Origin of the sequence: Nocardia sp. NPDC046763 (assembly GCF_040645495.1) — a bacterium.
Classification (GTDB): domain Bacteria; phylum Actinomycetota; class Actinomycetes; order Mycobacteriales; family Mycobacteriaceae; genus Nocardia.
Genome location: NZ_JBEYYI010000022.1, coordinates 119,419 through 139,947, shown reverse-complemented (window position 1 = coordinate 139,947; position 20,529 = coordinate 119,419). Strand labels below are relative to the sequence as shown.

At 68.7% G+C, this 20,529-nt stretch carries 18 protein-coding genes and 1 pseudogene; 7 read left to right on the top strand and 12 right to left on the bottom strand.

What is annotated here, in order from left to right; all coding sequences use genetic code 11:
- Positions 1–42 precede the first annotated feature (42 nt).
- A complete protein-coding gene (locus tag ABZ909_RS30440; protein WP_357006269.1) occupies positions 43–882 on the bottom strand; it encodes a glycosyl hydrolase family 32 in 840 nt (279 codons plus the stop codon).
- 126 nt (positions 883–1,008) lie between these two features.
- Between ABZ909_RS30440 and ABZ909_RS30435 the strand changes: the two are divergent.
- Positions 1,009–2,026: pseudogene (locus ABZ909_RS30435) on the top strand (winged helix DNA-binding domain-containing protein).
- 54 nt (positions 2,027–2,080) lie between these two features.
- Here the strand turns inward: ABZ909_RS30435 and ABZ909_RS30430 are convergent.
- The 3 genes from ABZ909_RS30430 to ABZ909_RS30420 are packed head-to-tail and all read right to left on the bottom strand — an operon-like array spanning position 2,081 to position 5,481.
- Complete coding sequence (locus ABZ909_RS30430; protein ID WP_357006266.1) at positions 2,081–2,824, bottom strand: succinate dehydrogenase/fumarate reductase iron-sulfur subunit; 744 nt, start codon at positions 2,822–2,824, stop codon at positions 2,081–2,083.
- Positions 2,825–2,839: 15 nt separating this feature from the next.
- Entirely contained in the window at positions 2,840–4,798 is a 1,959-nt protein-coding gene (locus ABZ909_RS30425; protein ID WP_357006264.1) for a fumarate reductase/succinate dehydrogenase flavoprotein subunit, read from the bottom strand.
- Between the two features lie 2 nt (positions 4,799–4,800).
- On the bottom strand, positions 4,801–5,481 hold the full coding sequence (locus ABZ909_RS30420; RefSeq protein WP_357006261.1) for a succinate dehydrogenase cytochrome b subunit: 681 nt from the start codon (positions 5,479–5,481) through the stop codon (positions 4,801–4,803).
- A 108-nt stretch (positions 5,482–5,589) separates the two neighbouring features.
- Between ABZ909_RS30420 and ABZ909_RS30415 the strand changes: the two genes are divergently transcribed.
- The 5 genes from ABZ909_RS30415 to ABZ909_RS30395 all read left to right on the top strand — a co-directional run bounded on the left by ABZ909_RS30415 (position 5,590) and on the right by ABZ909_RS30395 (position 10,041).
- Positions 5,590–5,763: a hypothetical protein gene (locus tag ABZ909_RS30415; protein ID WP_357006258.1), complete on the top strand. Its 174-nt coding sequence runs from the start codon at positions 5,590–5,592 to the stop codon at positions 5,761–5,763.
- A gap of 208 nt (positions 5,764–5,971) precedes the next feature.
- A complete protein-coding gene (locus tag ABZ909_RS30410; RefSeq protein WP_357006256.1) occupies positions 5,972–6,214 on the top strand; it encodes a ferredoxin in 243 nt (80 codons plus the stop codon).
- Positions 6,211–7,602 carry an FAD-dependent oxidoreductase gene (locus ABZ909_RS30405; protein WP_357006253.1) on the top strand — a complete coding sequence of 464 codons (1,392 nt, stop codon included), beginning with the start codon at positions 6,211–6,213 and terminating at the stop codon, positions 7,600–7,602. The genes ABZ909_RS30410 and ABZ909_RS30405 overlap by 4 nt, the downstream gene beginning before the upstream one ends.
- A 14-nt stretch (positions 7,603–7,616) precedes the next feature.
- Entirely contained in the window at positions 7,617–8,888 is a 1,272-nt protein-coding gene (locus ABZ909_RS30400) for a cytochrome P450 (RefSeq protein ID WP_357006250.1), read from the top strand.
- Between the two features lie 181 nt (positions 8,889–9,069).
- A complete protein-coding gene (locus tag ABZ909_RS30395; RefSeq protein ID WP_357006247.1) occupies positions 9,070–10,041 on the top strand; it encodes a LysR substrate-binding domain-containing protein in 972 nt (323 codons plus the stop codon).
- Between the two features lie 22 nt (positions 10,042–10,063).
- On the opposite strand, the gene ABZ909_RS30390 is transcribed toward ABZ909_RS30395, so the two are convergent.
- Both ABZ909_RS30390 and ABZ909_RS30385 read right to left on the bottom strand, forming a co-directional pair.
- Positions 10,064–10,828, bottom strand: a complete 765-nt coding sequence (locus ABZ909_RS30390) for a tyrosine-protein phosphatase (RefSeq protein ID WP_357006246.1) — start codon at positions 10,826–10,828, stop codon at positions 10,064–10,066.
- 7 nt (positions 10,829–10,835) lie between these two features.
- Positions 10,836–13,016, bottom strand: a complete 2,181-nt coding sequence (locus tag ABZ909_RS30385) for a pyruvate, phosphate dikinase (protein ID WP_357006244.1) — start codon at positions 13,014–13,016, stop codon at positions 10,836–10,838.
- Positions 13,017–13,424: 408 nt separating this feature from the next.
- Here ABZ909_RS30385 and ABZ909_RS30380 point away from each other — a divergent pair, with 408 nt between their 5' ends.
- Positions 13,425–15,035 carry a FadD3 family acyl-CoA ligase gene (locus ABZ909_RS30380; RefSeq protein ID WP_357006242.1) on the top strand — a complete coding sequence of 537 codons (1,611 nt, stop codon included), beginning with the start codon at positions 13,425–13,427 and terminating at the stop codon, positions 15,033–15,035.
- Positions 15,036–15,057: 22 nt separating this feature from the next.
- On the opposite strand, the gene ABZ909_RS30375 is transcribed toward ABZ909_RS30380, so the two are convergent.
- The 6 genes from ABZ909_RS30375 to kstD all read right to left on the bottom strand — a co-directional run bounded on the left by ABZ909_RS30375 (position 15,058) and on the right by kstD (position 20,527).
- Entirely contained in the window at positions 15,058–15,660 is a 603-nt protein-coding gene (locus tag ABZ909_RS30375) for a Dabb family protein (RefSeq protein ID WP_357006239.1), read from the bottom strand.
- The gene (locus ABZ909_RS30370; RefSeq protein ID WP_357006236.1) at positions 15,657–15,983 is read right to left on the bottom strand and encodes a hypothetical protein; all 327 of its coding nucleotides are present in this window, start codon (positions 15,981–15,983) and stop codon (positions 15,657–15,659) included. Before ABZ909_RS30370 ends, ABZ909_RS30375 begins: the two co-directional genes overlap by 4 nt.
- Positions 15,980–16,882, bottom strand: a complete 903-nt coding sequence (locus tag ABZ909_RS30365; RefSeq protein ID WP_357006233.1) for an LLM class F420-dependent oxidoreductase — start codon at positions 16,880–16,882, stop codon at positions 15,980–15,982. The genes ABZ909_RS30370 and ABZ909_RS30365 overlap by 4 nt, the downstream gene beginning before the upstream one ends.
- Before the next feature lie 387 nt (positions 16,883–17,269).
- Positions 17,270–18,085 (bottom strand): SDR family NAD(P)-dependent oxidoreductase, encoded by an 816-nt coding sequence (locus ABZ909_RS30360; protein ID WP_357006230.1) that lies wholly within the window; start codon positions 18,083–18,085, stop codon positions 17,270–17,272.
- A gap of 29 nt (positions 18,086–18,114) precedes the next feature.
- Positions 18,115–18,846, bottom strand: a complete 732-nt coding sequence (locus ABZ909_RS30355; RefSeq protein ID WP_354834892.1) for a glucose 1-dehydrogenase — start codon at positions 18,844–18,846, stop codon at positions 18,115–18,117.
- A 1-nt stretch (position 18,847) separates the two neighbouring features.
- A complete protein-coding gene (gene kstD, locus ABZ909_RS30350) occupies positions 18,848–20,527 on the bottom strand; it encodes a 3-oxosteroid 1-dehydrogenase (protein WP_357006227.1) in 1,680 nt (559 codons plus the stop codon).
- Between the last annotated feature and the right edge of the window lie 2 nt (positions 20,528–20,529).

The following is a 20,529-nucleotide window of genomic DNA, read 5'->3' as shown; positions in this document are numbered from 1 at the left end:
GCCCGAAATCGGATTTTCGGGGCCGACGCGGGCCGGGCTGTCTCAGCGCGGGAAGTGCAAGCGAGCCAGCGCGACTCCGCCCTGCTCCCAGCCCGCGTGGGTGATCCAGAGGGCGTCCTCGTGGGTGATCACCTCGGCTGCGTGGGCGGGTACGTGCCCCACGCGGCCGGATATCTCGAAGTGAAAAGGGTTGTCGCCGCGGAAGATCTCGGTGCCGACATAGCCGGGGCGCGGACCGATCAGCAGATACCAGGCGCCGGCGTGGCGGACCACGAACGGCGATTCGGTATTGCCGGCACCGGTTCCTGTCGCCGGGTCGGTGTAGGCGATGTGGCGCTCACTCCAGTGCAGCAGGTCCGGGCTGGTGCGGTAGGCGACGACGTGGTTGCCGCCGGCGGGGGTGCTGGTGGCGCAGTAGTACATGACCCACTGCCCGGGCACGCGCAGCACCATGGGGTCGCGGGCGTCGTAGCCGTCGCGGAAGACCGGGCCGCCCGGATGCCGGGTCCAGTGGAACAGGTCGGTGGAGATGGCCAGGCCCATACCCGTTGCGGTGCGGTCGGCCCCGCCGCCGTCGTAGAACATGAAGTAGGTGTCGCCGTCACGCACCACGAAGGGGGACCACAGGTGGGTCTCACCGCGCTCGCGGTCCACCGTCAGGGCGGCGGGATGCTTGGTCCACGGGCCGTGCGGGTGGCCGGCGGTGGCGTGCGCGAATTCGGTCTCGTCGAAGGGGTCGGCGGGCTCGGGATGGGTGATGCCGAACAGATGCCAGCGCCCGCCGGTGTCCTGGATCAGGGTGTGATCGTTGATATACCAGCGCTGATCCGGCTCGCTGGGGTCGTAGATATGCCGGAACTCCCCCGCCGTCACCGTGTCCATGCGCGTCCTCCATATAGGACCTGAGCTGTCCTAGTTCCGTTCGACAATGGACCCGTGCCGGAACTCTCGCTGCGAACCCTAAACCGCACGCTGCTGCTGCGTCAGAAGTTGAACGAACGCGTCGCCATGCCCGCCGCCGAGCTGGTCCGGCGTCTGGTCGCGGTGCAGGCGCAGGAACCGAACTGGCCGTATGTGGGGCTGTGGTCGCGCCTCACCGATTTCCGCCATGAGGATCTGACCGCTCTGCTGCATGATCGAACCGTGGTGCGCGCCAACACGATTCGCCGGACCGTCCACCTGACCGACGCCCAGGACTACCGCTGGCTGTACCCGACGGTCCGGCCGGCGGTCGAACCCACACTCCGCACGGTCTACCTCCGGGATGCGGTCGAGGGTCTCGATATCGCCGAATTGGCCTCGGCCGGAACGGAACTGCTGACCGGCACCACCATTTCCCGCCGTGACCTCGGCAAGCGGCTGTCCGAACGCTTCCCGGGCCGTGAACCGCGCGCTGGTCCACGCGCTCGGCATCATCCACCCGCTGGTGCACGATCCCGCCGCGGGTGTGTGGGGAGCGTGGCGCGGCCGTTCGGTCTCGGTGTCGCCGGCCGAGGAGGCGATCGGCGCGCCCCTGGCCGATGGTCCGCGCCCGGAAACCCTCGTCCGCCGCTATCTGGCCGCCTATGGCCCGGCCACCGCCGCCGACATCCAGGAGTTCGCGGGCGTCACCCGGCTGGCGGCGGTGATCGCTCGCCTGCGCCCGGAACTCCGTGTCCTGCACGATGACTCGGGCCGCGAACTCTTCGACCTCCCGGACGCCCCGATCGCCGACCCCGGCCTGCCCGCGCCGATCCGCTTCCTCCCCGCTTTCGACAATGCCTGCCTGGACCACCGCGACCGCAGCCGCATCATCAGCGACGCCGACCGCGCCCGCATCGTCAAGATCGCCTCGGGCGGCGTGCCCATGTACCTGGTCGACGGATTCGTCCACGGCCGTTGGGATCTGGACGGTTCCACGATTCGGATCACGCCCTGGCATCCCCTCACCCGTGCCACCGAGGCCGCCGTCCGCGACGAGGCCGAACGCCTGCTCCCGCTCGTCGTACCCGGTGAAGCAGGCAGGATCATGATCGAAACGCACTGATCGGATCCCTCTCCCGCGTCGCTCAGACCTCTCTCCCGGGTGGCCGCCCCGGGGTCAGCGGGCCTTTCTCGCGACACGGAGGAAGTCCTTGTTCAGGCGGCCGATCACGTCCTGCGGGATTTCCTTCGGGCAGGCGAGGGTGCATTCGCCGGTGTTGGTGCAGCCGCCGAAGCCCGCATCGTCGTGGGCTTCGAGCATGTCGACGACACGGGAGTAGCGCTCCGGCTGACCCTGCGGCAGGAGACCGAGGTGGGTGACCTTGGCGGCGGTGAAGAGCATGGCCGAACCATTGGGGCAGGCGGCCACGCACGCACCGCAGCCGATGCATTCGGCGGCCTGGAAGGCCAGGTCCGCATCGGGTTTCGGCACCGGGATCGAGTGGGCCTCGGGTGCGGCGCCGGTCGGCGCGGTGATGTAGCCGCCCGCCCGGATGATCCGGTCGAAGGCCGAGCGGTCGACCATCAGGTCCTTGATGACGGGAAAAGCCTTGGCCCGCCACGGTTCCACGGTGATCGTGTCGCCGTCGGAGAACTTCCGCATATGGAGCTGGCAGGTGGTGGTGGCCTGCTCCGGGCCGTGCGGAGTGCCGTCGATGACCAGCGAGCACGCGCCGCAGATGCCCTCGCGGCAGTCGTGGTCGAAGGCGATGGGCTCCTCACCGGCGCCGGTGAGCCGTTCGTTGAGGACGTCGAGCATCTCCAGGAACGACGCGTCGGGCGAGACCTCCACGCCGTAGTCGACCATCCCGCCCTTGTCCCGGGAGTTCCGCTGCCGCCAGATACGCAGGGTGAGTTTCACTGTCGATTCCCCTCTCTACCTGTAGGACCGCGTGCTGGGCTGGACGAACTCGTAACTCAGCGCTTCCCGGTGCAGCGTCGGCGGCTCGCCGCCGTGCAGCGTCGGCGGCTCGCCGCCGTGCCATTCCCACGCGGCGACATAGGAGAAGTTCGCGTCGTCGCGGCGGGCCTCACCGTCCTCCGTCTGCGACTCGGCCCGGAAGTGGCCGCCCGCCGATTCGGTGCGGTGCAGGGCGTCGATGACCATGAGCTCGGCCAGCTCCAGGAAGTCGGCCACCCGGCCCGCGCGCTCCAGCGACTGGTTCAGGTCATCCCCGGAGCCCGGCACATTGACGCGCTCCCAGAACTCCGCGCGCAATGCGGGAATCAGGGCCAGCGCCTTGCGCAGTCCCGCCTCGGTCCGTTCCATGCCGCAGTACTCCCACATGAGGTGGCCGAGCTCACGGTGGAAGGAGTCGACGGTGCGGTCGCCCCGGATCGACAGGAGTCTGTCGATCATCGTGGTGACCCGGGCCTCGGCGGCCGCGATCGCGGCGGCCGGCACCTCCCCGACCGGACCGCGGGCGAGATAGTCCCCGAGGGTGGCAGGCAGGACGAAATACCCATCGGCCAGGCCCTGCATGAGCGCCGAGGCCCCGAGCCGGTTGGCGCCGTGGTCGGAGAAATTGGCCTCCCCGATCACGAACAGTCCCGGAATGGTGGATTGCAGGTCGTAGTCCACCCACAACCCACCCATGGTGTAGTGCACGGCGGGGTAGATGCGCATGGGCATCTCGTATGGATTCTCGCCCGTGATCCGCTCGTACATCGTGAAAAGGTTGCCGTACTTGGCTTTCACCGCATCGACGCCGAGCCGCCCGATGGCGTCGGCGAAATCGAGATAGACGCCGAGCCCGCCCGGCCCGACCCCGCGCCCTTCGTCGCAGACGTTCTTGGCCGCGCGGGAGGCAATGTCGCGCGGCACCAGATTGCCGAACGCCGGATAGCTGCGTTCCAGGTAGTAGTCGCGCTCGTCCTCCGGCACATCGGCGGGCTTGCGGTGGTCCCCAACGTTTTTGGGCACCCACACCCGGCCGTCGTTGCGCAGCGACTCCGACATGAGCGTCAGCTTCGACTGATGCTCACCCGACACCGGGATGCAGGTCGGATGGATCTGTGTGAAGCAGGGATTGGCGAAGTACGCGCCGTGCTTGTGCGCCCGCCACGAGGCCGTGACATTCGAGCCCATGGCATTGGTCGACAGGAAGTAGACGTTGCCGTACCCGCCGGAGGCCAGCACCACCGCGTCGGCCGTGTAGGACCGGATCGCCCCGGTGACCAGGTCGCGCACGACCACGCCCCGCGCCCCTCCCGCCACCATGATCAGGTCGAGCATCTCGTGCCGCGCATGCAGTTCCACGGTGCCCGCGTCGACCTGCCGCAGCAGTGCCTGATAGGCGCCCAGCAGCAGCTGCTGCCCCGTCTGCCCGCGGGCGTAGAAGGTGCGCGAGACCTGCGCGCCGCCGAAGGACCGATTGTCGAGCAGGCCGCCGTACTCCCGCGCGAACGGAACACCCTGGGCCACACACTGATCGATGATCTGCGTCGAGATCTCCGCCAGCCGGTGCACATTCGACTCACGGGACCGGTAGTCGCCGCCTTTGACCGTGTCGTAGAACAGCCGGTGCACGCTGTCGCCGTCATTGCGGTAGTTCTTGGCGGCATTGATCCCGCCCTGCGCGGCGATCGAGTGCGCCCGGCGCGGCGAGTCCTGGAAACAGAACTGGATCACGCGATAACCCTGCTCCCCCAGCGTGGCGCCCGCCGAGCCGCCGGCCAGCCCGGTACCGATGACGATGACCGTCTTCTTGCGCTTGTTCGCCGGATTGACCAGCTTGGCCTCGAACTTGCGGGTGGTCCAGCGCTCGGCGATCGGCCCGCCCGGCGCTCTGGTGTCGGCGATCGGCTCGCCGATGCGGAAAAGACTGTCATTCATGGCTATTTCACCCATCCGAAGGAGACGGCGATCGGGACGGCCAGGAAACCGGCGACCAGCAGGGTCGAGACGGCGGCCGCGAGCAGGTCGTAGCCGCGAGCCCCGGCCAGACCCAGGGTCCGGGCGGCACTGCGGATTCCGTGCCGCAGGTGCAGACCCACCAAGACCACGGCGACGACGTAGAGGAGCGTGACGTACCAGTGGGACGGCGCGAAATCGGCGACGACCTTCTCATAGGGAGTCGCGGTGTGGCCCACGGGATTCACCGCGCCGAAGGTCAGATCGAGCAGATGCCAGACCAGATACAGCGCGATGATCACCCCACCCCACCGCATGGTGTGAACGGCATAACCGTGCGCATGCGACTTCTTCTTCGCCGCGTACCCGACCGGCCTGGCGCGGCGCGCGGTCCGGGCGAGCGAGACCGCCGACCACATGTGCAGGATCACGCTCACACCGAGCACGACCTCCGCGACCGACAACAGGCCCCGCCGGGGTACCGCGGGCTCACCAACCGTGCGCAGCCAATCGGCGTAGTGGTTGAAATCGGACGCCCCCAGGAACACTTTGAGATTCCCGGCCATGTGGGCGATGAGGAAGAGCACCAGAATGCCCCCGGTCACCGCCATCACAGCCTTCTTGCCCACCGTCGTCCGGTAGAGCTCAGGTATTACGACAGCCACCAGCGGAAACTACGTCCGGCCCGCGCACCCGGTCCAAGTCCGCAATGATCTGGTCTCCATAACCGTGGTCTATGCACCGAGCTGCGCCCGGAATTACTACTGCGAGTAGTGAATTCGGTCGTGAAGGATGTCACACGGCGATGCCGCGCCCGAAGCGGCATGCTCACCGACCGATTGTTCCCGTTGCTCGTCATCACCGGCGAACAGGATGGCGATGGTGTGCAGGTCATCATCGCCCAGCCTGGCGATCCAGTTGTCCCGGTGATTGCGGCCGGTGAATGACCGGACCGTCGACATCGGGTCCTACGAATCCTTCGTATCGGGTGCAACGAATCCTTTGTGAGGTGCCCGCCCAGTGCCGGCGCTTCGGGGCGTGATCGTCTGCTGGAAGTTCACGTCGACCCTTGCGGGCGTACGCGCGTTTCCGGCCCGCAGCGGTTTCGCAGGTAGTGACCACATCGGGACACGGTTCGGATGAGGAGCTGAGGGAATGCGCATCGTGATTGATCTGAATCGGTGTCAGGGATATGCGCAATGTGTTCCGCTGGCGCCGGATGTGCTCGAACTGCTGGGTGAGGAGGCGCTGGCGTATGACCCCAACCCCGATGACGCGCAGCGCCAGCGGGTGTTGCGGGCGGCGGCGGCGTGCCCGGTCCAGGCGATCGTCGTGGAGACCTATACCCCTGACGGGCCTGAGCCTGTTACCCCCGACGGCCCGGAGCCGGTCGCATGAGCACCGCGTCGCTGGCCGCGGACCTGGTCAGGACGTTTCGGGCCGAGGGCCGGATCGTGATCGTGGGGGCGTCGCTGGCCGGGCTTCGCGCCGCGGAGGCCCTGCGGGACAAGGGCTTCCGCGGGCCTTTGACCCTGGTCGGTGACGAGGCGCACGAACCGTACGACCGCCCGCCATTGTCCAAGCAGGTCCTGAAGGGCTGGGTTCGCGCCGATCACACCAAGCTTCCCCGCATGCGGGCCATCGACGCGGAGTGGCGGCTGGGTGTGGCCGCGACCGGTTTGGACCGGGTGAACAAACAGGTTTTGCTGGCCACCGGAGACGCGGTGCCCTACGACCGACTGCTCATCGCCACCGGTGTTCGGGCACGGCCGTGGTTCAACCCGGCCGAGGGCGCCCTGCAGGGGGTGTTCACGCTTCGCACCTGCGAAGACGCGACTCGGCTGCAGGCAGCACTACAGGCGGGCCCGAAACGGGTTCTCATTGTCGGCTCGGGGTTTGTCGGCTCCGAGATGGCTTCGGTGTGCTGCGATCTGGGATTGCCGGTGACCGTCGCCGAACGCGGAGGCGGGCCGTTGGTGGGGCCGCTGGGCGGGGTGATCGGCGATATCGCCGCCCGGATGCAGCGCGGCGCCGGAGTCGACCTGCGCACCGGCGTGTCGGTGGAATCCCTCGATGGCGATGCCGGCGGGCATGTGCGCCGGGCCCAGCTGTCGGATGGGACCACGCTCGATGTCGATGTGGTGGTGGCGTCGCTGGGGTCGATCCGCAATGTCGAGTGGCTGGCAGGTGCCGGGCTGGCCGCCGGTTTCTGGGGAGTCGGTTGCGATGCGGGCTGTCGCGCGTTCGACATCAACGGGGTGGTGACCGACAACATTTTCGTGGCCGGGGATGTCGCGCGTCAGCCACACGTGCTGTACGAGTATCAGTTCATCTCGATGGAGCACTGGGACAACGCCGTGTGCGGGGCGCAGGTGGCCGCGAACAACATGATCAGCCTGGAGACCGAGCGGCGACCGCATTTGCCGCTGCCTTCGTTCTGGTCGGGCCAATTCGGGGTGAACATCAAGGGTGTGGGGGTGTGCTCGTTCGGCGATGAGATCGCGTTCACCCAGGGGTCTCCCGAGGACTATCGCTTCGCCGCAGCTTACGGCCGCCGCGGCCGCATCGTCGGGGCGGTGACGTTCGATCATGGCAAGTGGCTGCCGTACTACGCGGCGATGATCGAGCGCTCGGCACCGTTCCCGCCACCGCCGCCGGGCTATGACCGATCCCCCGACCCGGCACCGATGCCGGCCCGCTTCCCTGACCCGCGAGTGCCGACCGAGATTCCCGATGTGGTGCTGACCGGTCACGACCCCACCTCACGGGGCGCCGAGTTCCACTGACCAAGGGAGCCAGCATGACTGCAGCGATGGCCTGGGCGGAGGCGATGAAATACGAACACCGCGCCGACCCGTACCCGTTCTTCGACCAACTGCGCCAGACCCCCGTCGCGCGAGTGGCCGACAACCTGTATGTGGTGACCGGCTACCAGGAACTGCTGACGCTGGCGCATGACCCCCGGGTCAGCTCCGATATCAGCCGCAGCCCCCTGGCAGCGGCCCTGGCGTCGGGCACGGACCCTGAGCCCGGCGCCGAGGACATGCAGGCGTACGGCCGCCGGCCGAGCATCATCGTCTCCGATCCCCCCGAGCACGATCGGGCGCGCCGGCAGGTGATGCGCCACTTCAACTCAACGCATTCACCCGATGTCATCCCCGGCATGGAGCCCGACATCGTGCGACTGTGCAACCAACTGCTCGACGGCATCGAGGCCGACGGCAGGACCAGGATGGATGTGGTCGACGATTACGCCTACCCGGTGCCGGTGATGGTGATCTGCAAGATCCTCGGAGTCCCGCTCGCAGACGAGCCCATGTTCCATGCCTGGATCCACGACATGCTGACCGGCATCGATCTGGGCCCGGATGCGGCCACCGAGCAGGGCAAGGCCCGCGCCGAGAAGTCCCGTGCCAGCCGTGACGCCCTCATGCGCTATCTGGCGGGCTTGATCGAGCAGCTCCAGCGCGAGCCCGGGCAGGGCTTGTTGTCCAAACTGATCCATGACGGCGGCCCCGATGGTCCGATGCCTGCCGAGCAAGTGTTGTCGAATGCGTTGCTGCTGCTTGTCGCCGGTCATGACTCGACGGTCAACACCATCTCCAACTGTGTGATGACGCTGCTGCGCAACCCCGGGTCCTACGACCAGGTGCGCAGCCGACCGGAGCTGCTCCCACGCGCGATCGAAGAGGTCCAGCGCCTGCAGGCGGCGGTTCAGTTCTTCCCCAGTCGCAGCACTACCGCCGATATCGACATCGCCGGCACCGTCATCCCGCAGGGGGCCGCGGTGTACTTGGTCTACGCCGCCGCCAACCGCGACCCGAACCGCTTTGCCAACCCGAACCGCTTCGATGTCCACCGCCCCGACAACGAGCATTTCGGCTGGGGCAGCGGCATCCACACCTGCCTGGGCGGTCCGCTCGCACGACTGGAAGTCAACCTGGCGCTGGAAACCTTCCTACGCCGCGTCGCCACACCGCGCCTGGTCGTCGATCCGCCACCGTATCGGCGAAGCCAAATCTTCCGCGGCCCACGACACCTGCTCGTCGACTTCGACCACATCACCGACTGAGCAGGACGCGACATCGAGGCGTCCTCACTCGTCAGGAGTCACTTGCGCGCGGCGGCGCGGTTCACAACTGCGAGTGGTGAATTCGGGGCGTGAAGGATGCCGCACGGGGAAGGCCGCACCTGGATGTGATCATTCCCTCGGGAATCGGAATGCCACGGTTCATAGTCCTAGGCTATCGGCTGTGCAGTTGCAGCAGTTGTCGTACTTCCTGGCTGTGGCGCAGGCCAGGCACTTCACCAGGGCCGCTGATGCGCTGGGCGTCGCCCAGCCCTCGCTGTCCAAGCAGATTCGAACGCTGGAAGCCGAGCTCGGGGCTTCGCTGTTCAGCCGCGCGCGGGGCAATATCGCGCTGACTCCGGCGGGTGAGGCGTTGTTGCCGTTGGCTACCCGGATTCTGGCCGATGTGGATACTGCGCGGCTGGAGGTGCAGGAGCTGGCGGGGCTGCGGCGCGGGCGGGTTCGGCTCGGGGCGACGCCGTCGCTGTGTTCGGGGCTGCTGGCCGATGCGCTGCGGCGGTATCACGACGCGTATCCGGGGATCAGGCTGCTGGTGGAGGAGGGCGGGTCGCGGGATCTGGTGCGGCAATTGACCAGGGGCGCACTCGATTCGGCGCTGGTGATCCTGCCGCTGGGCGAGGACACCCCGCTGGCCACCACGCCGATCCTGCGCGAGGATCTGGTGGTCACCGCCAGGGTCGACGACAGTTCGCTGCCCCAGCGTGCGCACCTGCGCATCACGGATCTGCGGGATCGGCCGCTGGTGATGTTCCGGCCGGGCTACGACCTGCGGGAGGCGACGATCGGGGCCTGCCGGGAGGCGGGGTTCGAACCCCGCTTCGCGGTCGAGGGCGGCGAGATGGATGCCGTGCTGCGGTTCGTGGAGGTGGGGCTCGGGATCGCGGTCGTCCCCAGCACGGTGCTGGCCGGACGGCCCGGGCTGCGCGGGATTCCGCTGTCGGGCGACGGCGGGCGCGAGTCCCACGGGCTGCACCGGACGGTCGCGCTCGCCCATCGCAAGGACGTCACACCCACGCACGCCGCCGGGGCATTCCGGGCGACGCTGGAGAGTTTCGTCCGGGAGGCCGCCGCGAGCGGCGGCCTCCCGGCGGGGGTCCGCTCGCTGCTGCCGGAGACGTCAGCGGCCGGGACCTGAGGTAGCGACCGGGACCAGATGCCTAGGCGACGACCAGAACCTCGTGGAGCCGCTGGAGCTCGGACTCCGAAAGTCCGTTGGCGAGTAGCCAGTTGGCGGCCCCGCCGTGCTCGGCATGCAGGTTCTTCAGGAACCCGAGCATGACCTCCGGGGAGACGGCCAGGATGCCGGTATTGGTCTGCGGCAGGCCCTCATAGGACGGGAGCGCGTCGAGACGGTCGCGGACCTTCTGAATGCGCTCGTTGGTGAGGGCGTAGTCGTGGGCGATCGCCTCGGCGGGGACCCCGACCGCGTCCAGCAGCACCGCGGCGAGCACGCCGGTGCGGTCTTTGCCTGCGGCGCAATGGAACAGCACCGAGTGGCGGTCCGGATCGATGATGAGCCGCACCGCCTCGACGATGTGCTCACCACTGCCGCCGAGCAGCTGACCGTACAGCTCGGTCAGGTCGACTCGGGTCTTGTCGGGGACCAGATCCCGTGCGGCCAGGGAGGATTGCGGCGACTTGCGGATCGGCAGGTTGGCGATGCGCAGGCCGGAGTCGGCGATCAGCCCGTAGCCCTCGCGCTCCACCTCGTCGGGCAGCCGCAGGTCGATGACCGTGCGCAGGCCCAGCTTCTCGACCAGATGCGACAGGTCGTCGCAGGTGGCCTGCTGCAGGGTGGAGGAGCGCAGGACGACGCCGAAACGCGTGGTGCCGCCGCCGGTTACGGGGAGCCCGCCCAGGTCGCGCACATTGTCGATCTGGGCGAAGTCGATCCAGCGGGCGGGCATGGAATCAGTGGTCATGACGGGCTCAGTGGGCACGGCCGGCCGCCGCCTCTTCCGCGCGGGTCAGGCCGCACAGGCCGATCAGGTCTTCGTGCAGCTCGAACCAGACGGTGTGGTAGCTGTCCATGATGGGCCGGGCCACGTAGGTGTGGTCGCCCTCGGCGATGCGCTCGACAGCGCGGTCGAGGCGGTCCAGGTAGCGGGACAGACGCGGGGCGAGCCCGCCCAGGCGGCCGATGAGCGGGCGCAGGCTCTGGTGAGTCTCGTCGAGCCGGCCCAGCACCGAGGCGTCGTACTCGGCGTCGGCGTGATCGTTGACCGTGGCCGGGTCCCTCATCTGCCAGTCGGTGATGATGACCTTGAGGTCCCCATTGAAGACGCAGAACTCGTCGTAGGCGGCGGTCATGGCGGCCGCGTCGACGGTCTCGCGTTCCTCGGCCAGCAGCTGCTCCAGGCGCGGGCGGCCCTCGGGGGTGATGCGGAAACCGGCCGGGGTGGTGGCGCAGTAGCCCGCGGTCACCAAACCCTCGCAGCAGGAGGCGATCTCGGCGGTATCGGCGAACAGGCTGGCGGCCAGATTGTCGGCGTTCACCCGGCCCTTGATGCCGACCAGCCGCAGCACGGCCAGCTCGGTGACGGGAGCGTTCACGGAAACCTCTTCCTGCTCGGCGTTCTCGGTTACGGCCGCGGCGTCTTCCGATGCGACAGACCGATTTTCGAGGCGGTCGGCGAGCTGCTCGCCGGCCACGCCCGCCCACTGGGCAAGCTGACGCACATCGTCGAGGACGGCCTGCTCGACCGGCTTGGCGACGACCTCGCCGGGCAGCACCAGGCCGGCCCCGCCGTCGACGGTGACGAACTTGCCGGTCAGCGCGGCGACCACGCCAGGCCCGCAGCCGACCACGCACGGGCGACCGAGTTCCCGGCTGACCAGCGCGGCATGCGAAGTGGTGCCGCCCAATTCGGTGACGATGGCCCGCGCGGCGATCATGCCGTGCAGATCGTCGGGGCTGGTGGTGGGGCGCACCAGGATGACATCCTCGCCGGCCTCGGCGCGCGCCTCGGCCTCGTCGGGATCGGTCACGACGACGCCGGAAGCCAGACCGGGACAGGCGGATTCGCCGCGGGCGAGAGGCTCCTGACCGCCGGCGTCGCCGGAGGCGGGGCGCAGCACCTCGCGCACCTGGTCTGCGGTGATCCGGTCCAGGGCCTCGTCGGCGCTGATCAGCCCCTCCTCGACCATGGCGACCGCGGTGCGCATCGCGGCCCGCGCCGAGCGCTTGGCCGGACGCGACTGCAGCAGCCACAGCGTGCCGGCTTCGACGGTGAACTCCACGTCCTGCAGATCGCGGCCGTCACGTTCGAGCAGCTGGGCGGCGGCGATCAGACGCTCGTGCACCGCGGGCTGGGTGGCGGCCAGCTCGTCGAGCGGGCGCGGGGTCAGGCGGCCGGACACCACGTCCTCGCCCTGCCCGCCGACCAGCCACTCGCCGTACACAGGACCGTCGCCGGTATTGGGGTTGCGGCTGAAAAGCACACCGGTGCCGGACAATTCGTCGAGATTGCCGAACACCATGGCCTGCACGGTGACCGCGGTGCCCAGCGTATCGGGTACGCCGCGGTTGGCGCGATAGGTCTTGGCGCGCGCGGAATCCCAGGACCGGAATACGGCCTTGATCGCACCGCGCAGCTGGTCCCACGGATCGGCCGGAACCGCGCCGTTCGCGTCACCGAGCACGGTCTCGCGGTACTGGTGCACGAAGCGCTGCCGGGTGTCCTGCGCGTAGGTCGGATTGCTGGTCTCCACGGCCAGCGCCTGCTGCACCGCGTCGGTCATGCCCAGGTTCAGGACGGTATCCATCATGCCGGGCATGGAGATGGCCGCACCCGAACGCACCGACACCAGCAGCGGGCGCTCCGCCGACCCGAAGCGCCGGCCGGTGCCGCGCTCGATCATGGCGATGCCGTCGAGCACCTGTGTCCAGATCTCATCGGCGATGGCGCCGCGCCGCGTGTAGTCGGCCCAGCCGTCGGTGGTGATGACGAACGCGGGCGGCACCGGCAGGCCGAGGGCCCGCATGTGGTCGATGCTCCACGCCTTGCCGCCGATCTTCTCTCGAGACAGTCCGCACGCGCCGTCGAGTTCGACAACGGTCGCGCCCGCCGCAAGGTCCAGACGCTGCGCAAGCTCCGTTCCGGCCGTCATGTCACTCCTTCGAGGTCCTGGATTCATTCGCACTCCAGCGCTCCGCCGCTGCTCGAGCGGCCTGCCGGGCAATATCCATCCCGTCCCCCCTACGGGACCACTTCAACGAGCGTGCCGGGTGAGCGCGCCCACACCCAACTCCCATCCCGATCAGCGGAATGAAACGAGCCGTTCCGCCTCCCCGAGACTTCAGCGCACGGCCTAGGAGCCGTTGCCGGTTTCGCATGCGTGCCGGCGGTCAGGAGCGGCGCCGATTTTGGGCGTACCCGGGGAGTTACCCCGGTCGGCGCGAAATCAGTTGTCGCGTTGGGCAACGGTGCGGCCCACGAAGGTCACGGCACGCCCGGTCAGCGGGATGGCACGCTGAAAACAGGCCTTCGAGGGCTGGGCGTGGGGCAGGATGGGCGGATGGATCGGCGGCACTCGGGCGGCAGCCCCGCGGCCGGGCCCGTGACGACCATTCCGGCGCTGGTGGCGGACCGGGCGCGGCGCTATCCGGAGGCGGTGGCCATTGCCGGGCCGGCGGGGCGGCTGACATTCGCCGAACTCGCCGAGGACGTCGCCGCGGTGACCCGGGCGGCGATGGCGTCGGGGCTCGAACCCGGTGACCGGGTTGGCATGTGGGCCCCCAACAGCGTGCGCTGGATCGTGACCGCTCTCGGAATGCTCGGCGCGGGCGCGACTCTGGTGCCGATCAGCACCCGGCTGCGCGGCGCGGAGACCGCGGATGTACTGGCCCGCAGCCACGCCAAGGCGGTGTGCACGGTCCAGGAGTTCCTGGGCGCGGACTATCCGACCATGCTGGCCGAATCCGCCCGTCCCCTACCGGATCTGGAACATGTCATCCTGCTCGACGACGCCCGCGGCGAGAGCGCGGCGAACTGGGACATCAGCTCCTGGGCGGGATTTCTGGCCCCCGGCACCGTGATCGAGCCGCAGTCCGCGGTCGAGCGCGCCGCCCAGGTAGATCCGGAGTCGGTGTCCGACATCCTTTTCACCTCCGGCACCACCGGCGCGCCCAAGGGGGTGCTCGCCACGCACCGGCAGACCCTCGAGGTGTTCGCGCAATGGGCCGACGCGGTGACGCTGCGCCCGCGCGACCGGTATCTGCTGGTGAACCCGTTCTCGCACACCTTCGGGTACAAGGCCGGCATCCTGGCCTGCCTGCTGCGCACCGCCACCATGGTCCCGATGGAGCGCTTCGACACCGCCCGGGCGCTGCAGCTCATCGAGAGCGAGCGGATCACCGTGCTGGCCGGGCCGCCAACGCTTTTCACCGACCTGCTGGCTGCCGATCACGACCACTACCTGCTGGGGTCGCTGCGCCTGGCCGGGACCGGCGGCGCGACCATCCCCACCGAACTGGTGCGGCGCATTCGCGAGGATCTGCGCGTCCCCTACGTCTTCACCGCCTACGGCCTCACCGAATCCATCGGCGTCGTCTCCATCTGCCCGCCCGACGCTCCGACCGAACTGGTGGCGGGCACGGTCGGAAAGAGCCTGTCCGGCAGTGAGATCCGCATCCTCGACCACGACGGCACACCGGTGACACCGGGCGAACCCGGCGAGATCACCGTCAAGGGCCCGAATGTCATGCTCGGCTACCTCGACGACCCCGAGGCCACCGCCGCCGCCATCGACGCGGACGGCTACCTGCACACCGGCGATGTAGGCACCCTCGACCACGACGGCTACCTGCGCATCACCGACCGGCTCAAGGACATGTTCATCGTCGGCGGCTTCAACGCTTATCCGGCCGAGATCGAGCGAGTCCTGCTGCAGCATCCGGATATTCGCGATGTCGCGGTGATCGGCATCCCCGACGACCGGCTCGGCGAGGTCGGCCGCGCCGTCGTGGTGCCCGCCGACGGGGCCGCGACCGATCCGGCCGCCCTCATCGAGTGGTCGCGCTCACGCCTGGCCGGCTACAAGGTGCCGCGGGAGATCGTCTTCGCCGACGACCTCCCGCGCAATGCCGGCGGCAAGGTGCTCAAACAGCAGCTGCGCGACCCCGGCTGATCGGTTCGGCAGCACCGCACGCTCAATTCCCCAGCACCGGGCCGTCGGCCCAGCGGTACAGGTGCGCGATCGCCGGTTCCACGATGGAATCCGGGATCTCGCCGTCGAACCAGCGATCCACGTGCGTCCAGTGGTAGGGATGCAGCAGGTAGTCACCATTGAGCCCGTCCGGGTCGGCGAACTCCTGCTCCCACACATGGGTCCAGCGACCGGGGCCCGGCACCCGGCTCAGCGACCAGGACCGGATGGCCGAGATATGCGCGGGCATGGCCATCAGATCGGATTCGAAGCGCGCCACCGTATCCGGAGCCGTGCCGGGCCGCACCGTGAGCAGCAGGGTGCGTTTGATGCGACGCGACGAATCCAGCCGCACCAGGCGGGCGTTCACCGGGGCCAGCGGCACCACATCGGCGGCGGCGGACAGGCCGGGCAGGACCGTCGCGGGCGCCGAGTCGGCGGCCAGGTCCCAGACCGCGCCGAGTCCGCCCGTACTGCCGGGCAGATCGACACCGGCCGAACAGTGCGTGACCCCGGGTGTCGCGGTCGCCACCGTGGCCTGCGCGGCGAGCTGCCCGTCCGCGTCGTCTCCGGCGGGCGGGGCGGTGAGAATCACCCAGCGGCTCATGACAGTTCCTCCTGTACCGCCAGGACGTGCCGCTCCCGCGTCAGCGCGACGGCGTCGGTGTCCGACCAGAAGGCCGAGACGGCGGGATCTGCGGCGGCCGCACCCCGCATGCCGTAGAAGTCGTAGATGCCACGCAGTTCCCAGATGATCTGCACGGCAATCGAATCCGCGCCGGTGTGCTCGCGCAGCACCTGGGGCGATCGCAGTCCGCGGGCGGTGGCCCCGGGCAGATAATCGCTGCGCCAGCGGGTCAGCCAGTCCTCGGCGCGGTCTGCGGGCAGGACGATGCGGTCGACAACGCGGACAGCCGTCGCGGGGTTCACAGCTTCGCCTCCACCTCGTTGCGATACCGATCCACATAGGCCACAAGGTTTTCCACGCCGTTGAGCAGGGACTCCGGGCCGAACATGGGCGGGGTCAGCACGACGCGGCTCGCACCCGCCGCGACGTAGGGGCGCACGTAGCCGGGGTCGAACTCGCGCGTGAAATCGAAGGAGCCCGGCCAGATGGTCATCTCGACCGCGTCCTCGGCACGTCCTGCCTCCCGCGACAATTCACGAATCCGATCCGCGCCGCGCGCGAAATCCTCCGACGAGATGGTGTACGGGAACCAGCCGTCTCCGACCCGGGCCGCGCGCCGCACCGCCGGAGCACTGTTGCCGCCCAGCACGATCGGGATCGACCGTTCGGGCTGCGGCAGGCAGAACTGCTTCTCGAACGACACATGCTTGCCCTGATAGGCGGCCGGGGACTCCGTCCACAGCGCCCGCATGGCCCCGATGCAGTCGTCCAGGCGTCCGCCGCGATCCTCGAACGGCACCCCGATCGCCGCGTATTCCTCTTTCTGCCAGCCGATTCCGAGCCCGAGCAGCAACCGCCCGCCCGACTGCCGATCGATGGTGGCCGCCCGCTTCGCCAGCACCACCGGGCTGTGCAGCGGCGCCACCACCATGGCGGTGCCCAGCTTCAGGGTGCTCGACGCCGCCGCCACGAACGCCAGCGTCTCCAGCGGATCCGTCATCGGCACCCCGAGATCCCCGCCCGGCATCCGCCCATCGGGCGAATACGGATACAGCGGCTCGTAATCCTGGGCCACCACAACGTGTTCCACGGTCCAGATCGACTCCAGCCCGCATTCCTCCGCCGCCGCCGCGAACTCCCGCAGAAATCCGCCCGAGGTCACGAGACCCTCGAGATATGGCATGAGCATGCCGATGCGCATCGGCCGCCTCCGTCCTTCCGGGTACGACCCGCCACTGGGCCACCCCTCGATCGTGGCGTGTTAGCGGGGTCACAAATCAGTCCGGTCCCGGTCACCGAGACCCACGAAATCCCAGGTCAGAGCGGTCAATTCAGGCAACGGCAGCTGGCCCCGCACCGTACGGCGCAGGGCTGAAGCGGGCGCGGCCGGACAGGGCCGGCCGACGCGGCGGCGGGCCGCGGCGGCAATGGCGAACTGCTCGCCGCTATCGCTCGGAGGTCGGCGACAAACCGCCCGGCGCAGGGCCGAGCAGCCGGGCCGATCGGCAGCGGACAACGGCACCACTCACCATCCCTCGGTCCGTGCGCCGGTGCGGAACGCACCGGCGCACGGGAGCTCCGAGAGTGGTCAGATTTCCTTGCGCATCTGGGCGGTGAGGGGCTTCATGTAGCCCGAGCCGAGCAGGCGGCGCATGATGTTCATGGCCTTGGCGTCCTTGCCGATCAGGATGAGCGGCTTGTTCTTCCGGATGCCGTTGACGATGGTCCTGGCGCAGTCCTCGGGGCTGGTCTGGGCCAGGCGGTCGAAGTTGGCGGCCAGGTCGTCGCGGTCGCGGGTGGCGGCGGCGCGGGCCTTCCAGGCGATCTCGGTCTTGATCATGCCGGGGTGGATGCTGGAGACGCCCACGTTGTGGCCGGCGATGATCATCTCCTGGCGCAGGGCGTCGCTGATGGCGTGCATGGCGTACTTGGAGGAGCTGTAGCCGCCCTGGCTGGGGCAGGCCACCAGGCCGAACATGCTGGAGACATTGGCGATGTGCCCGTCACCGGAGGCGATCACGTGCGGCAGGAACGCCTTCACGCCGTGCAGGGTGCCCCAGTAGTTGATGCCGAAGATCCACTCCAGGTCTTCCCAGGAGACTTCCTCGATATTGGCGGTCAGCGAGACGCCCGCATTGTTGATGACGACATTGACCTTGCCGAAATCCGCGACCACCTCATCGGCGTGCGCGTATACGGCCGCCCGATCGGTCACATCCAGCTTGTAGGCACGGGCCTTGGCGCCCTCCTTCTCGCACAGCGCCACGGTCTCCGCGACATTGTCGAGATTGCGCCCGGACAGGGCCAGCTGCGCCCCGTTCCGGGCCAGCTCCAGGGCCAGCGCCCGGCCGATGCCCGCTCCCGCACCGGTGATTACGGCGACTTTGCCGTGGAAGTCCTTCATGGGTGTTTCCTTGTCTCGCAGCGGAGTTGTTACTGGGTGGTGAAGCCGCCGTCCGCGATGAATTCCGCGCCGGTGCTGTAGGAGGAGTCGTCGGAGATGAGGAACAGCACCATGTTGGCGAGTTCCTCGGGGGTGGCCGGGCGGGCGATGGGCTGATTGGCCGCGATGTTCGCCGACCGCTCGGAGGCCGCGACCATCTCGGTCGCCACGATGCCCGGGTGCACAGAGTTGACGCGGACATTGTCGGCCGCGAATTCCTGTGCGGCCGTTTTGGTCATGCCGCGCACGGCCCACTTGGAGGCCACGTAACCCAGGATGTTGGAGTAGCCGATCAGGCCACCGGTCGAGGAGATGTTCACAATGGAACCCACCCCGGCCCGGCGCATGGACCCGATCACAGCCTTCATACCCAGGAACACCCCGACCTGGTTGACGTCGATCACCTTGCGGTAGTCGGCCTCCGAGAGCTTCTCGATCGGGTCGACGTGCACGATGCCCGCATTGTTGACCAGGCCCGAGACCGGGCCGAACGCGGCCTCGGTCTGCGCGACCACGTCGTTCCAGGCCGCCTCGTCGGTCACGTCGAGCGGGAAGAACCGTGCGGCGTCACCGATTTCGGCCGCGACGGCCTCGCCGGCCTCGGTGAGCACGTCGGTGATCACCACCCGCGCGCCCTCGGCTGCGAGCTTGCGGGCGAAGGCCGCCCCCATGCCGCGCGCACCGCCGGTGACGACGACGACCTTCGAATCAACCCGTCCCATGTCAGTTCTCCTGTGCCGCTTCGGATTCCGCGTCGGCCAGGTGATTGGCCGCGATATAGCCGAACACCATGGCGGGTCCGATGGTGGCGCCCGCGCCGGCGTAGTCGTTGCCCATGACGGCGGCGGAGTTGTTGCCCGCCGCGTACAGGCCGTGGATGACCTCGCCCTGGTCGTTCAGCACCCGGGCGTGCTCGTCGGTGACCAGGCCGCCCTTGGTGCCCAGGTCGCCCGGCACCATCTCGACCGCGTAGAACGGGCCGCGCTCGAGCGGGGCCAGGGTCGGGTTGGGCTGGACGGTCGGGTCGCCGTAGTAGCGGTCGTAGGCCGAGTCGCCGCGCAGGAAGTCCTCGTCACGGCCCTTGCGAGCGAAAACGTTGAAGCGCTCGACGGTCGCCGCCAACTTGTTCGCCGGGATGCCCAGTTTGTCCGCCAGCTCGGCCAGGGTGTCAGCCTGCTTGATGATTCCCGCGTCGAAGTACTTCTGGGGCAGCGGCCGCTTGGGGAAGTTGCCCAGGAACAGGTACCGGTCGCGGAAGTTCTGGTCGAAGATGAAGTGCGCTGGAATACTGCCCGGCACCTTCTTCTCCTCCTCGTACATGGTGTGCACGACGTTCACATACGGCGCGGACTCGTTGACGAAGCGCTCGCCCTTGGCATTGACCACGATCGCGCCCGGCTGCGAGCGCTCGGCCAGCATGAAGAACGGCGGGCCGTCGGGGTTGCGCACGGACGGACCCCACCAGGCGTCGTCCATGAGATCCACTGCGGCGCCGGCCTTCTGGCCCGCCACGATGCCCTCGCCGACATTCTCGGTCGCGCCGACGGTCCAGCCGGTGTTCTGTGGCCCGTCGATGTACTGCTTGCGCATCTCCAGGTTGTGCTCGAAGCCGCCCGCCGCCAGCACCACGCCGCGGCGCGCCTTGATGGTGACCGGACGGCCCTCGTGCTCGGCGCGAAGGCCGACCACGGTGTCGCCCTCGACGATCAGGTCGGTGAGCGGCGTGTTCAGCCACACCGGCACGCCCGCGTCGCGCAGCGACAGCCACAGCCGGGCCGCCAGGGCCTTACCCAGGCTGAGCGGCTTGGCGCCCTTGATCAGGTTGAGCGCGGTCTGCGCACCGACCTTCATGGCGGTCTTCTTGCCGGTCCAGGTGCGCGCGATCATGTTCAGGTCGTGGAAGTCCTTGACCGTGATGGCGATGCCCTTGGGTGCGGACATGGTCGGCTGGTTGATCTTGTGCAGATCCCCGCCGAGCAGGCGGCCGTCGATCGGCTTGGGCTCGATGCTGCGGCCCTGTGCCAGACCGCCCGGGAACTCCGGGTGGTAGTCGGAGTAGCCGCGGTCGTAGGCGAAGTCCCAGTGCTTGGAGCGAGCGCCGATGTAGCGGAACATCTCCGGACCCTGCTCCAGGAACGCGCGCTGCTTGGCCTCCGGAACCCGGTCGCCGACAACGGCTTTCAGGTAGGTCCGGGCCAGCTCGGGGCTGTCCGGCACACCCGCGGCCTGCAGCACCGGGTTGTTGGGCACCCAGATGCCGCCGCCGGAGCGCGCGGTGGACCCGCCGAACAGGCGACTCTTCTCGATGAGGGTCACCGACAGGCCCCGGTAGGCGGCGGTCAGCGCGGCGGTCATGCCCGCCGCGCCGGAACCCACCACAACGACGTCGAATTCGAATTCCATGA

Coding starts and splice junctions, on each gene's coding strand:
- ABZ909_RS30410 (WP_357006256.1), top strand. CDS start 5,972: ATGCGCATCGTGATTGATCTGAATCGGTGTCAGGGATATGCGCAATGT.
- ABZ909_RS30385 (WP_357006244.1), bottom strand. CDS start 13,016: ATGACGGCCGGAACGGAGCTTGCGCAGCGTCTGGACCTTGCGGCGGGC.
- ABZ909_RS30375 (WP_357006239.1), bottom strand. CDS start 15,660: ATGAGCCGCTGGGTGATTCTCACCGCCCCGCCCGCCGGAGACGACGCG.
- ABZ909_RS30365 (WP_357006233.1), bottom strand. CDS start 16,882: ATGCGCATCGGCATGCTCATGCCATATCTCGAGGGTCTCGTGACCTCG.
- ABZ909_RS30425 (WP_357006264.1), bottom strand. CDS start 4,798: ATGAATGACAGTCTTTTCCGCATCGGCGAGCCGATCGCCGACACCAGA.
- ABZ909_RS30405 (WP_357006253.1), top strand. CDS start 6,211: ATGAGCACCGCGTCGCTGGCCGCGGACCTGGTCAGGACGTTTCGGGCC.
- ABZ909_RS30440 (WP_357006269.1), bottom strand. CDS start 882: ATGGACACGGTGACGGCGGGGGAGTTCCGGCATATCTACGACCCCAGC.
- ABZ909_RS30360 (WP_357006230.1), bottom strand. CDS start 18,085: ATGAAGGACTTCCACGGCAAAGTCGCCGTAATCACCGGTGCGGGAGCG.
- ABZ909_RS30380 (WP_357006242.1), top strand. CDS start 13,425: ATGGATCGGCGGCACTCGGGCGGCAGCCCCGCGGCCGGGCCCGTGACG.
- ABZ909_RS30390 (WP_357006246.1), bottom strand. CDS start 10,828: ATGACCACTGATTCCATGCCCGCCCGCTGGATCGACTTCGCCCAGATC.
- ABZ909_RS30355 (WP_354834892.1), bottom strand. CDS start 18,846: ATGGGACGGGTTGATTCGAAGGTCGTCGTCGTCACCGGCGGTGCGCGC.
- ABZ909_RS30400 (WP_357006250.1), top strand. CDS start 7,617: ATGACTGCAGCGATGGCCTGGGCGGAGGCGATGAAATACGAACACCGC.
- kstD (WP_357006227.1), bottom strand. CDS start 20,527: ATGGAATTCGAATTCGACGTCGTTGTGGTGGGTTCCGGCGCGGCGGGC.